Consider the following 15,416-nt stretch of genomic DNA (forward strand, 5'->3'; position numbering starts at 1 on the left):
GCAGCACAGGACACCCCCGCACCCGCCCAGCAGGGCAGCCAGGGTGACGGCGCGACGCCGGGCGCACGTCCGGCCCCGCGACCGGCCACCCCTCCGGCGGCTCCCTCCGCCGGAACCCGCCCGTCGGGCGCCCGTCCCGGCGGAGCGCCCCGTCCGGGCAACAACCCCTTCGCACCGTCGCAGGGCATGGGCTCGCGTCGCGGGGAGGCCGACCGCGGTGCCGACCGCACCTCGGAGCGTCCGCCCCGTCCGGGCAACAACCCGTTCGCACCGTCGCAGGGCATGCCCCGGCCCGGTCGTCGTGATGATGCGCAGCAGCGTCCCGCCGCAGGTCCGGGCGGACCCCGCCCGGCTGCCGGTGCGGGCGGACCCCGTCCCGCTGCCGGTGCGGGTGGACCCCGTCCGGGCGCACCGCGTCCGGGGGCACCGCGTCCCGCCGGAGCCCCGGGCTCACGTCCCACTCCCGGCATGATGCCGAACCGCACCGAACGTCCTGCTGCCCCCGGCCGCGGAGCGCCGGGTGCGGGCGCCGGTCCGCGCCGCGGACCCGGTGGAGCACCTGCCAGCCCCAGCGGAGCACCCGCCGGCGGCGGGTTCGGCAAGGGCGGCCGCGGACGCGGCGGCACCGCCGGAGCCTTCGGCAAGGGCGGAGCCGGTCGCGGCAAGCAGCGCAAGTCGAAGCGTGCGAAGCGGCAGGAACTCGAGCAGATGTCGGCTCCCTCGCTGGGTGGCGTGAGCGTACCCCGCGGAGACGGCAACACGATCGTCCGGCTGCGCCGCGGTTCGTCCATCACGGACTTCGCCGACAAGATCGAGGCGAACCCCGCCGCACTGGTCACCGTGCTGTTCCACCTCGGTGAGATGGCCACGGCGACCCAGTCGCTGGACGAGGACACCTTCGAGGTGCTCGGCACGGAACTCGGCTACAAGATCCAGGTCGTCTCACCCGAGGACGAGGAGCGCGAGCTCCTCAGCAGCTTCGACATCGACTTCGACGCGGAGCTGGAAGCCGAGGGTGACGAGCAGCTCGAGGCACGTCCGCCGGTCGTCACGGTCATGGGCCACGTCGACCACGGTAAGACGCGACTCCTCGACGCGGTGCGGAACACCAAGGTCGTCGAGGGCGAGCACGGCGGCATCACCCAGCACATCGGCGCCTACCAGATCCAGCACGTCCACGAGGACACCACGCGTGCCATCACCTTCATCGACACCCCCGGCCACGAGGCGTTCACCGCCATGCGTGCCCGTGGTGCGAAGGTCACGGACATCGCGGTGCTCGTCGTCGCAGCGGATGACGGCGTCATGCCGCAGACCGTGGAGGCGCTGAACCACGCCCAGGCGGCCAACGTGCCGATCGTGGTGGCCGTCAACAAGATGGACAAGGAAGGCGCGAACCCGGACAAGGTCAAGGGCCAGCTCACGGAGTACGGCCTGGTGCCCGAGGAGTACGGCGGCGACACGATGTTCGTGCACGTCTCGGCGCTCCAGGGCATGGGCATCGACGACCTCCTCGAGGCCGTCCTGCTCACCGCGGACGCCGCGCTGGACATGCGGGCCAACCCGAACAAGGACGCCCGCGGTATCGCGATCGAGGCCAACCTCGACCGCGGCCGCGGTGCCGTCGCCACGGTGCTCGTCCAGTCCGGAACGCTGCATGTCGGGGACACGATCGTGGCCGGTACGGCCCACGGCCGTGTGCGTGCGATGTTCGACGAGAACGGCGACGTCGTCACGACGGCCGGACCGTCGCGTCCGGTCCAGGTCCTGGGGCTGTCCAACGTGCCCCGTGCAGGTGACACGTTCTTCGTCACCGACGACGAGCGCACCGGACGCCAGATCGCCGAGAAGCGTGAAGCGGCGGACCGCAACGCGGCCCTCGCCAAGCGCCGCAAGCGCATCAGCCTCGAGGACTTCGACCAGGCCGTCGCCGAGGGCAAGGTCGACACCCTCAACCTCATCCTCAAGGGTGACGTCTCGGGTGCCGTCGAGGCCCTGGAGGACTCGCTGCTCAAGATCGACGTCGGAGAGGGCGTGCAGCTGCGCGTCATCCACCGCGGCGTCGGTGCGATCACGCAGAACGACGTCAACCTGGCCACGGTCGACAACGCGATCATCATCGGCTTCAACGTCAAGCCGGCAGAGCGCGTGGCGGACCTCGCCGAGCGTGAAGGCGTGGACATGCGCTTCTACTCGGTCATCTACGCCGCGATCGACGACATCGAGCTCGCCCTCAAGGGCATGCTCAAGCCGGAGTACGAGGAGGTGCAGCTCGGAACCGCAGAGGTCCGCGAGGTGTTCCGTTCCTCGAAGTTCGGCAACATCGCCGGTTCGATCGTCCGGTCGGGCATCATCCGACGCAATTCGAGGGCACGCGTCCTGCGCGACGGCAAGATCATCGGGGACAACCTCTCCGTGGACTCGCTCAAGCGCTTCAAGGACGACGCCACCGAGGTCCGCACCGACTTCGAGTGCGGTATCGGCCTCGGGTCGTTCAACGACGTCAAGGAAGGCGACACCATCGAGACCTTCGAGATGCGGGAGAAGCCCCGCGTCTAGCACGTCGGTCGGCACAGGCGCCCCGGTTCTCCGGGGCGCCTGTGCTCGTCGCACACCCGGGACCCGCCCGCACGATCGGCACCCCCGATACCACCCGCTTTCGTAGGAGTAATAGCAATGGCAGATCCGGCCCGCGCCGCGCGGCTCGCGCAGCGCATCAAAGTCATCGTCGCCGAGGCGCTCCGGCGCCGCGTGAAGGACCCCCGGCTGGAAGCCGTGACCATCACGGACGCCCGTGTGACCAACGACCTCCAGCACGCCACCCTGTACTACACCGTGCTCGGCGACGCGGACGAGCAGCAGGCCACCCGGACGGCGCTCGAATCGGCCCGCGGCGTCCTGCGCTCAGAGGTCGGGAAGAACATCACCGCCCGGCTGACACCCACCCTCGAGTTCGTCCCCGACGAGGTGCCGGTCAACGCCAGCCACCTCGAGGAGCTGCTGCAGAAGGCCCGCGAGCGCGACGCCGAAGTGGCGGCGATAGCCCAGGGCGCCGACTTCGCGGGGGATGCGGATCCGTACCGCACCTCCGAGGACGACGGGGAGACGGGGCGCTAGACCGTCCCACCGCAGCGCGAGAGGCAGCCGACCACCGGGTCGGCTGCCTCTCGCGTCCTCCGGCCCTGTCGGGTCCGGGTCAGGTCCGCTGCGGTGCCGGGAGGCGGGAGAGCCCCTCGATGAGTTCGTCCGTCCTGCCGCACAGGGCGATCCGCACCCAGCCCTCGCCCATGGCCCCGAACGCGGTGCCCGGTGCCAGCGCGACGCCCCGGTCCGCGAGGAACGCCCTGGTCCACGCCCGGACGTCGCCTCCCGTCGCGTAGGAGAGATCGGCCCACAGGTAGAAGGCGCCGCGGGCGTCGAGGTAGCCGATGCCGAGTGCGTCGAGGACCGCCGTCGCCGCGTCCCGATTGGCGCGGTAGTGCTCCAGGGCCGTGTGCACGTAGTCCTGCGGGCCGGTGAGGGCCGCGAGTCCGGCGTACTGGGACGGCGCGGACACGCAGGACACGGTGGCTTCCATGACGTTGTTCAGGAGCGGTTCCATCCCGGGCGGCGTGACGAGGGCGCCGATGCGCAGCCCGGTCAGGCCGTAGGTCTTGGACAGCGTGAGGGAGGTGATGACGCGTGCCTCGGTCGCCTCCGGCACGGCCTCGGGCCCGCCCGCGTCGAAACGCGCGGGGCTGATGTGCGGCACGTCGTAGGTGAACGCCTCGTAGCACTCGTCGGAGATGATCCACAGATCGTTCTCGTGGGCGAACCGCACGAGGTCGCGTGTCAGGTCGGAGCCGAAGACCGAGCCGAGGGGGTTCGACGGCGAGTTGAGCATGAGCACCCTGGTGCGCGCCGACACGAGCCGCCGCAGGTCCTCGATCCGCGGCTGGAAGCCGTGGTGCGGTACCAGGGGATAGGGCACGGGGACCCCGCCCAGCAGGCCGACGGTCATGGTGAACGTCGGATACCCGGGATCGGGGAGGAGGACCTCGTCGCCGGCGCCGATGAGCGTGCTGAGTGCCAGATGCAGACCCTGCTGCGCGCCGGCGACGACGAAGACACGGGAAGGGTCGTCCTCGACACCGGACCGTCGGGAGAAGTGCTCGGCGAACGCGGCCCGCACCGGAGCGATGCCGGCGTTGGGCGTGTAGTCGGTGTCGTCCCGGTCCAGTGCCGCCATCGCCGCCTCGAGGACGTGGCGGGCCACGGGGAAGGCCGGTTCGCCGATGCTGAGGACGATCGAATCGGGCGTCGCCCACGCCGCCTGCGTGATCTCGCGGATCTGGTTGACCGGGACATTCACCACGTGGGCTGGAGCTGAGGGCATAGGCAGGATCGTATCGCGGGGTAGGGCCGGAGCGCGGCGGCGCCGGGAGGCCGCGCGGTGCCCCATATACTGGGAGGCGTGAATTCCGGGCAGGTCCACTCAGGGCTGATCATCGTGGACAAGCCTCAGGGCTGGACCAGTCACGACGTCGTGGGCCGGCTGCGGCGCCTCGCCGGGACCCGCAAGGTGGGCCACGCCGGGACGCTTGACCCGATGGCCACCGGAGTCCTCGTGATCGGCGTCAATCGCGCCACGCGCCTGCTGACCTTCATCGTGGGCACCTCCAAGACCTACACCGCGACCATCCGGCTGGGGCAGTCCACCGTCACCGACGACGCCGAGGGCGAGGTCACGGGCGGAAGCATCGCGGCGGCCGTCACCGAAGCGGAGATCAGGACCGCCGTGGCCGCCCTGACGGGCGAGATCCAGCAGGTCCCGAGCAGCGTCAGCGCCATCAAGGTCAAGGGCGAGAGGTCCTACGCCCGCGTGCGCTCCGGCGAGGACGTCGACCTCCCCGCGCGTCCGGTGACCATCCACCGCTTCGACATCTCCGCGATCCGCAGGGTCAGCAGCGGACGCCTGCAGGACGTCGACGTCACGGTCGAATGCAGCTCCGGTACCTACATCCGTGCCCTCGCCCGCGACCTGGGCGGGGCCCTCGGCGTCGGCGGCCACCTCACGGCGCTCCGCCGGACCCGGGTCGGGCCCTACTCCATCGCCTCCGCCCGCACGCTCGACCAGCTCGCCGAGGATCTGGGCATCCTGTCGCTCGACGACGCCGGCCGGGCGCTGTTCCCGGTGCGGGAGCTCTCGGACGCCGAGGCCGCGGACGTCTCGCACGGCCGGAAGATCACACCGAACGCGGAGCCGGACGCGCCCGTCGCCGCCTTCGCCCCGGACGGCACGCTCGTGGCCCTGCTGGAGAACCGCGGTGGCGCCGCGCGGACCGTCCTCGTGTTCGCTCCCGGCGGGAAGGAGTAGCCGTGGATCCCTTCTTCCTCGTGGGTGTCCTCGTCTGCTCGGTCTCCGCGGTCCTCTGTGTCGGAGCCTCCCTGCTGCGCCAGCCGCCGAACGACATCACCATCCTCTCGGTGGCGGCCGTCGAGCTGTTCCTCCTGGCCTACTCGGTGGGCGCCGGGATCCGCCAGGTCACGGGCGACCCCGTCCTGGGGGAGGCCTGGGAGTTCTGGGGCTACCTCCTCACGGCGCTCGTGGTGCCCGTGGGCGCGTTCTGGTGGTCCATCCTCGACCGGACGCGCTGGAGCAATCTCGTCCTGGCCGCCGCCGGGCTGACGGTCTTCGTCATGCTGTTCCGCATGGAGCAGATCTGGGACGGGGTGGCGGGCCTGTGACGGCTGGACACGACGACAACCTGCCCGCGAAGGGTGCCGGTGCGACGGACGCAGCCGACGACGCGAGGAGGACCAGCCGCGCCACCGGGCCGGGTCGCCTGCTCATCGCCGTCTACGGGGTCTTCGCGCTGGCGGCGACGGCCCGCGCCGCCTTCCAGATCGCCACCAAGTTCGGCGAGGCGCCGCTCGCCTATCTCCTCTCGGCCCTCGCGGCCGTCGTCTACATCGTCGCGACAGTGTCCCTCGCACGCCCCGGCGCGAGGGCCTTCCGCGTCTCCGTCGTCGCCGTCACCACCGAGCTCGTCGGCGTGGTCGCCGTCGGCCTCCTCAGCATCGTCGATGCCGAGGCCTTCCCGAGCGAGACCGTGTGGTCGGCGTTCGGCCGTGGCTACGGCTTCGTCCCGCTGATCCTCCCGATCCTCGGGCTGCTGTGGCTGCGCCGGAACGGGGCGGGTCGCACGGACGACTGACTCCGCCGGGGCGCTCCTGCCCCTCCGGGCCCGCGGCGCGGTCCCACCGTGAGAGTATGGCGCTACAGCACCGATCCAGCCTGCCCCCAGGGAGCGTCATGACCAGCAACAACCCCGAGCACGACAACTCCTCGTCAGCCGGGGCCGGTCGGCCATCGGTTCCCGACGCGCGCCGCCTCGACGGTACCGCCCCGACCGGCGGACGGTCCCCGGATGCGGCGGCTCCGGCGCCGCGGACCAGGGCGGCAGCCCCCGGGAACAGCACCGCCGGTACGGGAGCCCCGACGTCCACGCCCTCCAGCGCCCCCAAGGCCAAGGGCAGGAAGTCCGGCACCCCCGCCACCTCGGGCGGGGACTGGAACGTCTTCCGGACCGTCGTGGTCCTGGTGGGCCTCGTCATCGCCGGATTCGGCGCCTACTACCTGATCCTCGGGACGGCCGGGCTGCCGGACACCGAAGCCGACCCGGTCAACCCGACGCTCGAGAACCAGTTCCGGTTCTTCTCGGCCATGATGGTCGGTGTCGGTGCCGCATTCATCACCATCGCCATCAAGTTCCAGTGGGCCAACATGCTCTGGCTGGTATGCCTCATGGTCTTCGTCGGCGGGATCGGACGGGTCCTGTCCTGGGCGTTCTCCGGCACCCCGAACTACGTCCTGATCATCCTGATGGTCGTCGAGCTGGCCTTCCCGCCGGCCCTGCTCGTCTGGCACAAGTACATCGCCAAGACGAGCGACCTCCGGAAGGAGTTCGCCCAGCGAGGCTGACCCGGCCGGCCCAGGACGTGCCGGGCCGCTTCCCACGAGCGCCGGAAGCCGCCCGCCACCTGCAGGCCGATGCCGTACGCCCCGGTCCTTTCGGCCATAATGGGATCGGCGACCGACCCGGACCCGGGTGGCGGGAATCGGCCGAACCACGAAGGAGATGCGTGTTCTACTGGAGAGACCTGGACAGCGTGCCACCGGATTTCGGGCCCGCCGTCCTGACGCTCGGGAACTTCGACGGCGTGCACCGGGGCCACCAGCGCGTCCTGCAGCAGGTCGTCGAGGCGGCGCGGGAGCGCAACGCATCCGCCGTCGTCGTCTCCTTCGATCCGCACCCCGCACAGGTGCACCGGCCCGATGCGGCACCCGAGCTGATCATGGGTCTCGCCGACCGGGTCGAGACCCTCGCCGAGACCGGCATCGACGCGCTGCTCATGATGCACTACACCCTCGACCTCGCCGCGAACTCACCGGAGGAGTTCGTCGAACGCGTGTTCGTCCGGGCACTGAAGGCCAAGGCCGTGGTGATCGGCCACGACGTGCGCTTCGGCAGGGGCAACAGCGGGGATCTCGGCACCATGCGCGAGCTCGGCCGGAAGCTGGGCTTCGAAGTCCTCGTCATCGACGACTTCGGCGCGAGCCTCCCGCTGGACGCGACGGACGCCGACGGCGACCGGCGGTGCTCGTCCACCTGGGTGCGCGAAGCGCTCGAGGCCGGGGACGTCGGCACCGCTACCCGCGTGCTCGGCCGCAACCACCGCATGCGCGGCGAGGTGGTGCACGGAGCGGCGCGCGGACGGGAACTCGGCTATCCGACGGCGAACCTCGCCGCCTCCTCCCAGGGCTTCATCCCGGCCGACGGCATCTACGCGGGCTGGCTCGTCGACGAGGCGGGCACGCGGTGGCCGGCGGCGATCTCCGTCGGGTCCAACCCCACCTTCGACGGCGTCGACCGGCAGGTCGAGGCACACGTCATCAACCGACCGCCCGAGCGCGTCCAGGACTTCGACCTCTACGGGCAGTCGATCGTCGTCGAGTTCGTGGAGCGGCTGCGGGGGCAGGTCGCCTACACGGGTCCGGAGGCGCTCATCGAGCAGATGAAGCTCGACGTCGACCGCGCGCGCGGGCTGCTTTCGACAGAACAACAGGCCAGACGCTAAACTCGATACAGATCCGGCTGCAGTCCGTGGTGGCTGGATTTTTCTGTGTCGTCGTGCAAGCGATGCTCAGCACCTGTACACGGTACAACTCTAGGAGTTACACGTGGCCCTTGACGCCGCCATCAAGCAGGAAATCATCAAGGAATACGCCCTGGCCGAAGGTGACACCGGTTCACCCGAGGTGCAGATCGCGATGCTTTCCCGTCGTATCCTCGACCTGACCGAGCACCTGAAGATGCACAAGCACGACCACCACACGCGTCGTGGCCTGCTTCTTCTCGTGGGTCGCCGCCGTCGCCTGCTGGACTACCTGCGGGACACCGACATCACGCGTTACCGGTCGCTCATCGAGCGCCTGGGTCTGCGTCGATAAGTAGCACCGGAAGGCGGCATCCTCTCCCCGGGAGAGGGAGCCGCCTTCCTCGTACGGGCCCGGCGGCGCAGCGCGCTTCCGCGACACCGAAGAGCAGAACCAGCAGTACCTGACACCATAGACATACCCACGCACAACAGGAGCCAACCGGCACCACGCATTCGCGGTCCTCGGTAGTGGTCTCCGGAACGTATCCGACGATGCGGCTTCCGTGGATCTCGATCGAAGACCGGGTGCTGTGGACCGTCCACGAGGGACGGGACCACGACGGGTGCCGATTGCCTCCGATACCTGAGAAACGGAGGTGACTCTCTTGGAGGGTCCCGAAATCCAGTTCGCCGAAGCAGTGATCGACAACGGTCGCTTCGGAACACGCACCGTCCGGTTCGAGACCGGGCGCCTCGCCCAGCAGGCCGCCGGCTCCGCCATGGTCTACATCGACGAGGACACCGCCCTGCTCTCGGCCACCACGGCCGGCAAGCAGCCCCGCGAGGGCTTCGACTTCTTCCCCCTGACGGTCGACGTCGAGGAGCGCATGTACGCCGCGGGCCGCATCCCGGGCTCGTTCTTCCGCCGCGAGGGCCGTCCCTCCACGGAGGCCATCCTGGCCTGCCGCCTGATGGACCGCCCGCTCCGCCCAGCATTCGTCAAGGGCCTGCGCAACGAGGTCCAGGTCGTCGTGACCGTCCTCGCGATCAACCCCGACGTCCGCTACGACGTCGTCGCCATCAACGCCGCGTCCATGTCGACGCAGCTCTCCGGCCTGCCCTTCTCGGGTCCGATCGGCGGCGTGCGTGTCGCCCTCGTGTCCGACGGCAGCGGAACCGACCAGTGGATCGCCTTCCCGAAGCACTCCGAGCTCGAGAACTCGGTCTTCGACATGGTGGTTGCCGGCCGTATCGCCGGTGACGACGTCGCGATCATGATGGTCGAGGCCGAGGCCACCGACAACTCCTGGAACCTCATCAAGGAGAACGGTGCCACGGCCCCCACCGAGGAGATCGTCGCCGACGGCCTCGAGGCCGCGAAGCCCTTCATCCGCGCCCTGTGCGAGGCGCAGGCCGACCTCGCGGCACGTGCCGCGAAGCCCACCGTCGAGTTCCCGGTCTTCCTCGACTACCAGGACGACGTGTACGCGGCCGTCGAGTCCGCCGGAGCCGAGAAGCTCGCGCAGGTCTTCCAGATCGCCGACAAGCAGGAGCGCAACACGGCGACCGACGCCCTCAAGGCAGAGCTCATGGACGCCCTCGGCGGCTCCTTCGAGGGACGCGAGAAGGAGCTCTCCGCAGCCTTCCGCTCGCTCAACAAGGCCGTCGTCCGCCAGCGCATCCTCAAGGACCAGGTACGCATCGACGGCCGTGGCCTGAGCGACATCCGCAAGCTCACCGCCGAGGTCGAGGTCCTGCCGCGCGTGCACGGCTCCGCCATCTTCGAGCGCGGCGAGACCCAGATCATGGGTGTCACCACGCTGAACATGCTCAAGATGGAGCAGCAGATCGACTCGCTGTCACCCGTCACGCGCAAGCGCTACATGCACAACTACAACTTCCCGCCCTACTCCACCGGTGAGACCGGCCGCGTCGGTTCCCCGAAGCGCCGCGAGATCGGCCACGGAGCGCTGGCGGAACGCGCCCTCGTGCCCGTCCTGCCGAGCCGCGAGGAGTTCCCCTACGCGATCCGCCAGGTCTCGGAGGCGCTGAGTTCCAACGGCTCCACGTCGATGGGTTCGGTCTGCGCCTCGACGCTGTCGCTGCTCAACGCCGGTGTGCCCCTCCGGGCGCCGGTCGCGGGCATCGCCATGGGCCTCGTGTCCGACGTCGTCGACGGTCAGACCCGCTACGCCGCGCTGACCGACATCCTCGGAGCCGAGGACGCCTTCGGCGACATGGACTTCAAGGTCGCCGGCACGTCGGAGTTCGTCACGGCGATCCAGCTCGACACCAAGCTCGACGGCATCCCCGCCTCCGTGCTCGCTGCAGCGCTGAAGCAGGCCCGCGAGGCCCGCCTGCACATCCTCGGCGTCCTGCAGGCCGCGATCGACACCCCGGACGAGCTCTCCGAGTTCGCCCCGCGGATCATCTCGGTCAAGATCCCCGTGGACAAGATCGGCGAGGTCATCGGCCCCAAGGGCAAGATGATCAACCAGATCCAGGAGGACACCGGAGCCGACATCTCGATCGAGGACGACGGCACCGTGCTGATCGGCGCCACGAACGGCGAGTCGGCCGAGGCGGCGCGTGCGGCGGTCAACGCCATCGCGAACCCGCAGGTCCCCGAGATCGGTGAGCGCTACCTGGGCACGATCGTCAAGACCACGACCTTCGGTGCCTTCGTCTCGCTGACGCCGGGCAAGGACGGCCTGCTGCACATCTCCGAGCTGCGCAAGCTCGCGGGCGGCAAGCGTGTCGACAACGTCGACGAGGTCGTGTCCGTGGGCCAGAAGGTCCAGGTCGAGATCACCAAGATCGACGACCGCGGCAAGCTGTCGCTCTCGCCCGTCGTGGCGGAGGACTCCTCCGAGGACGCCGGCATCGAGCTGCCCGACGCCGCCGAGGCCGACGACGCGTAGCCTGTCGTCCCGCTCGTCCTGAGCGGACCGCGGCCCCGGCGCCGACCGATCGATGTCGGTCGGCGCCGGGGCCTTTCCCGAATCCCCAGAAAGACCAGGATGCCCCTGTCCTCCGTAGTGTCCCTTCCGCTCCTGCCGACGCCCCTGCCCGTCGGGGACGGCCCCGACCCCACCTTCGTCGCGGGGGATCCGGGCGGTAACGTCGTCCGGCGCAGCGTGCTGCCCGGCGGGGTCCGCGTGCTCACCGAGGCGATGCCGGGCCAGCGGTCGGCGACCATCGGGTTCTGGGTCGGCGTCGGTTCGCGGGACGAGGCCGAGGGCCAGCACGGCTCCACCCATTTCCTGGAGCATCTGCTGTTCAAGGGCACGGAGCGCCGCAGCGCCATGGACATCGCGTCGGCCTTCGACGAGGTCGGCGGCGAGTCCAACGCAGCGACCGCGAAGGAGAACACCTGCTACTACGCGCGGGTCCTCGACTCCGACCTGCCCATGGCCATCGACGTCATCGCGGACATGGTCACCTCGGCCGTCCTCGATCCGGACGAGCTCGAGCAGGAGCGGGACGTCATCCTCGAGGAGATCGCCATGGACAGCGACGACCCGGCCGACGTCGTCCACGAGAAGTTCGTCGAGCTGGTGCTGGGCGACCACCCGCTCGGCCGGCCCATCGGCGGTACCCCCGACGCCATCCGCGCGGTGCCCAGGGAGTCCGTCCTGGCGCACTACCGTCGCTACTACACGCCCGCCGAACTCGTGGTGACCGCCGCGGGCGGCCTGGACCACGAGACCGTCTGCCGCCTGGTGCAGGAGGCGCTGGAGACGGCCGGGTGGCAGCTCGAGGACGGCGCCCTGCCGGTCCCGCGCCGCTCCGCGACGGAGGTGCCGGTGCAGGGCGCCACCGGGGTGCACGTGATCCGCCGGGCGGTGGAGCAGTCCAACATCCTGATCGGATGCCCGTCGATCACGGCCACGGACGAGCGCAGGTTCGCGATGAGTGTCCTGAACGCCGTCCTCGGCGGAGGCATGTCCTCGAGGCTGTTCCAGGAGATCCGTGAGAAGCGCGGCCTCGTGTACTCGACGTACTCCTTCTCGGCCGCCTACGCCGACGCCGGCTACTTCGGTATGTACGCCGGGTGCTCGCCGGCCAAGACGGGGCAGGTCATCGACCTCCTCGGGTCGGAACTGGACCGCCTCGCAGCCGACGGCATCGACGCGGAGGAGTTGCGCAAGGCCGTGGGCCAGCTCTCGGGCGGACTGGTCATGGCTCTCGAGGACAGCAGTTCCCGCATGTCCCGGCTGGGCCGCTCGGAACTGGTGTCCGGGGAGTTCGTCGACATGGACGCGTCCCTCGACCGCATCCGCTCCGTGACGGCGGACGAGGTGCAGGCGCTGGCCCGTGAACTGGCCGCCGCCCCGCGCACGACGGTCGTCGTCGGGCCGTTCGACACGGAGGCGGACTTCGCGTCCTAGCCGCCGGCGAACGGCGGCAGGATGTCGAGCACGTCGTCGTCCTGCAGGACGACCGAGGGGTTCCGCAGTGCCACCTCGTTGAGGAGGAAGCTGCTCCGGTCGAGCACCTTCGCGAGCGACGGTTTGCCCGGCACGGCCGGGCGCTGCCGCAGGTCGGTCAGCACGTCGTCGAGGCTCCGCCCACCGGGTAGGCGCTCCTGATCCACACCGGACGCAGCCCTGGCCGCCCCGAAATACCTCACCAGCACCTCAGCCACCGATGGCGCTCATCGAGCGGTCGGGCTGCACGAAGTCGGCCGCGCCGAGTCCGGTGTGGTCCATGCCGTGCGCCCTGGGCTTGAGCCACATGGCGTCACGCCAGCGCTGCGCGACGGCGTCGTCGCCGGCTTCCGAGCGCAGGAGGTCCCGGAGGTCGGTCTCCTCGCGGGAGAAGAGGCAGCTCATGACCTTGCCCTCCGCCGTCACGCGCGTCCGGCGGCAGTCCGCGCAGAAGGGCTCGGTGACGGACGCGATGATGCCGACCGTTCCGAGGACCATACCCGGCGACTCCTTCGAGCGGACCTCCCACCGTTCGGCGGGGGCGCCGTCGCGGTTCCGGGGATCGGGTGTCAGGACGAAGCGCGTCTCGACGAGCTCCCGCATCTCGGCGGCCGTCACCATGCCCTCCTTCGTCCAGCCGTGGTCCGCGTCGAGGGGCATCTGCTCGATGAACCGCAGCTCGAAGCCGCGGGCCACGGCCCACTCCACGAGGTCGGGCGCCTCGTGGTCGTTGACGCCGCGCATCAGCACGGCGTTGATCTTGACGAGCCCCAGCCCTGCGGCGGCTGCGGCCTCGATACCCTTCAGCACGCGGTCGAGGAACGGCCGACGGGTCAGCTGCGCGAAGGTCTCCGGATGCAGCGAGTCCATGGAGACGTTGATCCGCGTGAGCCCTGCCTCCTTCAGCTGAGCGGCACGGCGATCGAGTCCCAGCGCATTGGTGGTCATCGAGATGGGGAGCTGGGGGTGGTCGGCGCGGATGTCACGGATGATGTCGAGGAGGTCCGCACGGACGAGCGGCTCGCCGCCGGTGAGGCGCAGCTCCCGGATGCCGAGCCGGTCCACGCCGATACGGACCAGGCGCACGATCTCCCCGCGGGACAGGACCTGGTCCTTCTGCAGCCAGTTCAGGCCTTCCGCGGGCATGCAGTAGGTGCAGCGCAGGTTGCACTTGTCCGTGAGTGACAGGCGCATGTCGGTCGCCTGCCGACCGTGGGAGTCCAGGAGACCCCGGGCCACGGAATCGCGGGCGGAGCCCGGCATGCCCAGTTGGATTCCCATGGAACGAGGGTACGCCCTCCGCCGTCCCCGGCCCTACCGGAAGCGTCGGACGGGCAGGGTCTTCCGCGCGGGTCCCGGGCCCTGTACGGCGGGCCCTCCGACGGAACGCCGTGCGGAGGGAACACCCGGCTCCCCGCGGTCGTGTAGCAGGTGTCCCTGCGCGGTGGAGCGCCGTCACGCGCGATCGGCCCCGGCCCGCGGACGATCGGGGCCAGGACGGAAGGCAGCGATGATGCGACGGCGGACCTGGGCAGCGGCCTGCGGAGTCCTCGCCGTCGGGCTGGGGGTGATCGGCGGCGAGCTGACCGCCGCGGCCCTGAGTCCCTCCGTCACCCCGGTCAGCGCCGTCGGCTCGGCCGTGATCGATGCACTGCCGGCGGGCGTGAAGGACTGGGCCATCACCCTGTTCGGCACCGCGGACAAGGCTGTCCTCCTCGGCACGATCGGCGTCCTGATCACGGGCATCGCCCTCGCCGTCGGCATCCTCGAATACCGGCGCACGTACGCGGGCCGGGCGGTCGTCCTCGGGTTCGGGCTGATCGGCGTGGCCGCGGTGGCATCCCGGCCGCAATCCTCCACCGTGTCCTTCGCGGCACCGGTGGTCGCCGCGCTGATCGCACTCCTCGTCCTCGATGCCCTCGTACGGTCCCTGCGGTCCTGGACGCGGCACGCGGCCGACGGCGGAGCGGGTACGGCCCCGGCCCGACGCCGGTTCCTGCAGGGCGCGGGCGGAGCGGCCGTCGTCGCCGTGGCCGCGGGAGGCGCTGCGACGAACGTGCGCTGGTCGCAGTCCGACGTCGCACGGCAGCGCGCATCGATTCCGCTCCCGGATCCGGCGGAGGGGACGGTGCCTCCGGCCGAGGGCTCGTTCGTGCCGGACGGGGCCGACCTGGGGATCCAGGGCATCAGCGCCCTCGTCACACCCGCCGCCGACTTCTACCGCATCGACACCGCCCTCGTGGTACCCGTCGTCGACCCCGCCCGCTGGTCGCTGAGGGTCACGGGCCTCGTGGAGCGCGAGGTCGAGATCACCCTCGAGGAGCTGCTCGCGCTGCCCCTGGTCGAGCGGCACATCACGCTGGCCTGCGTGTCCAACCCGGTGGGCGGCGACCTGACGGGCACCGCGCGCTGGCTCGGCTGGCCGGTCCGCGAGCTCCTCGCCCGGGCCGGCGTGCGGCCGGGAGCGGACATGGTCCTGTCCCGCAGCGTGGACGGCTTCACCGCGGGCACCCCGCTCGAGGCCCTGACGGACGGACGGGACTCCCTGCTCGCCGTGGGCATGAACGGGGAACCGCTGCCGGTCGAGCACGGCTTCCCCGTCCGTCTCGTCGTCCCCGGCCTCTACGGTTTCGTGTCCGCGACGAAATGGGTGGAGGAGCTGACGGTGACCCGCTTCGCCGACGACGCGGCGTACTGGTCCACGCGCGGCTGGTCCGAGCGCGGCCCCGTCAAGACCTCCTCCCGCATCGACGTGCCCCGCCCGAACGCGAGCATCCCGGCGGGGACGGTGGTCGTCGGGGGAGTCGCCTGGGCACAGCACCGGGGAGTGGCGGGCCCCGCCCC

Annotated in this window: 14 protein-coding genes; 11 read left to right on the plus strand and 3 right to left on the minus strand. The window is 70.6% G+C overall.

Annotated features, from left to right (window positions below):
* Both infB and rbfA read left to right on the plus strand, forming a co-directional pair.
* The coding region (infB, locus tag CVO76_RS04120) for a translation initiation factor IF-2 (RefSeq protein WP_208740796.1) at nt 1-2,559 on the plus strand (2,559 nt) is incomplete at its 5' end.
* A 117-nt stretch (nt 2,560-2,676) separates the two neighbouring features.
* Nucleotides 2,677-3,117 carry a 30S ribosome-binding factor RbfA gene (rbfA, locus tag CVO76_RS04125; RefSeq protein ID WP_133082202.1) on the plus strand — a complete coding sequence of 147 codons (441 nt, stop codon included), beginning with the start codon at nt 2,677-2,679 and terminating at the stop codon, nt 3,115-3,117.
* Between the two features lie 79 nt (nt 3,118-3,196).
* Here the strand turns inward: rbfA and CVO76_RS04130 are convergent, their stop codons facing one another.
* Nucleotides 3,197-4,375 (minus strand): pyridoxal phosphate-dependent aminotransferase, encoded by a 1,179-nt coding sequence (locus CVO76_RS04130; RefSeq protein WP_208740798.1) that lies wholly within the window; start codon nt 4,373-4,375, stop codon nt 3,197-3,199.
* Between the two features lie 78 nt (nt 4,376-4,453).
* On the opposite strand from CVO76_RS04130, the gene truB reads away from it, so the two are divergent.
* From truB to CVO76_RS04170, 8 genes are all read left to right on the plus strand, one after another.
* On the plus strand, nt 4,454-5,356 hold the full coding sequence (truB, locus tag CVO76_RS04135) for a tRNA pseudouridine(55) synthase TruB (RefSeq protein ID WP_208740800.1): 903 nt from the start codon (nt 4,454-4,456) through the stop codon (nt 5,354-5,356).
* A gap of 2 nt (nt 5,357-5,358) precedes the next feature.
* Nucleotides 5,359-5,727 (plus strand): hypothetical protein, encoded by a 369-nt coding sequence (locus tag CVO76_RS04140; protein ID WP_133082204.1) that lies wholly within the window; start codon nt 5,359-5,361, stop codon nt 5,725-5,727.
* 20 nt (nt 5,728-5,747) lie between these two features.
* Nucleotides 5,748-6,197: a hypothetical protein gene (locus CVO76_RS04145; protein ID WP_208741696.1), complete on the plus strand. Its 450-nt coding sequence runs from the start codon at nt 5,748-5,750 to the stop codon at nt 6,195-6,197.
* A gap of 98 nt (nt 6,198-6,295) precedes the next feature.
* Nucleotides 6,296-6,964 (plus strand): DUF4345 domain-containing protein, encoded by a 669-nt coding sequence (locus CVO76_RS04150; RefSeq protein ID WP_208740802.1) that lies wholly within the window; start codon nt 6,296-6,298, stop codon nt 6,962-6,964.
* A 161-nt stretch (nt 6,965-7,125) separates the two neighbouring features.
* Nucleotides 7,126-8,121, plus strand: coding sequence for a bifunctional riboflavin kinase/FAD synthetase (locus CVO76_RS04155; protein WP_133082206.1), 996 nt, complete (start codon nt 7,126-7,128; stop codon nt 8,119-8,121).
* A gap of 103 nt (nt 8,122-8,224) precedes the next feature.
* Complete coding sequence (gene rpsO / locus CVO76_RS04160; protein WP_087072138.1) at nt 8,225-8,494, plus strand: 30S ribosomal protein S15; 270 nt, start codon at nt 8,225-8,227, stop codon at nt 8,492-8,494.
* Nucleotides 8,495-8,807: 313 nt separating this feature from the next.
* Nucleotides 8,808-11,063 carry a polyribonucleotide nucleotidyltransferase gene (locus CVO76_RS04165; protein ID WP_133082207.1) on the plus strand — a complete coding sequence of 752 codons (2,256 nt, stop codon included), beginning with the start codon at nt 8,808-8,810 and terminating at the stop codon, nt 11,061-11,063.
* Nucleotides 11,064-11,162: 99 nt separating this feature from the next.
* The gene (locus CVO76_RS04170) at nt 11,163-12,533 is read left to right on the plus strand and encodes a M16 family metallopeptidase (protein ID WP_208740804.1); all 1,371 of its coding nucleotides are present in this window, start codon (nt 11,163-11,165) and stop codon (nt 12,531-12,533) included.
* Here CVO76_RS04170 and CVO76_RS04175 read toward each other — a convergent pair.
* A complete protein-coding gene (locus CVO76_RS04175) occupies nt 12,530-12,781 on the minus strand; it encodes a MoaD/ThiS family protein (RefSeq protein ID WP_208741697.1) in 252 nt (83 codons plus the stop codon). The genes CVO76_RS04170 and CVO76_RS04175 overlap by 4 nt on opposite strands.
* Before the next feature lies 1 nt (nt 12,782).
* The gene (gene moaA / locus CVO76_RS04180; RefSeq protein WP_208740806.1) at nt 12,783-13,853 is read right to left on the minus strand and encodes a GTP 3',8-cyclase MoaA; all 1,071 of its coding nucleotides are present in this window, start codon (nt 13,851-13,853) and stop codon (nt 12,783-12,785) included.
* A 232-nt stretch (nt 13,854-14,085) separates the two neighbouring features.
* Between moaA and CVO76_RS04185 the strand changes: the two genes are divergently transcribed.
* The coding region (locus tag CVO76_RS04185) for a molybdopterin-dependent oxidoreductase (protein ID WP_244186181.1) at nt 14,086-15,416 on the plus strand (1,331 nt) is incomplete at its 3' end.

It is taken from the genome of Arthrobacter agilis (assembly GCF_002953615.1).
In the GTDB taxonomy this organism is placed as follows: Bacteria; Actinomycetota; Actinomycetes; order Actinomycetales; family Micrococcaceae; genus Arthrobacter_D; species Arthrobacter_D agilis_B.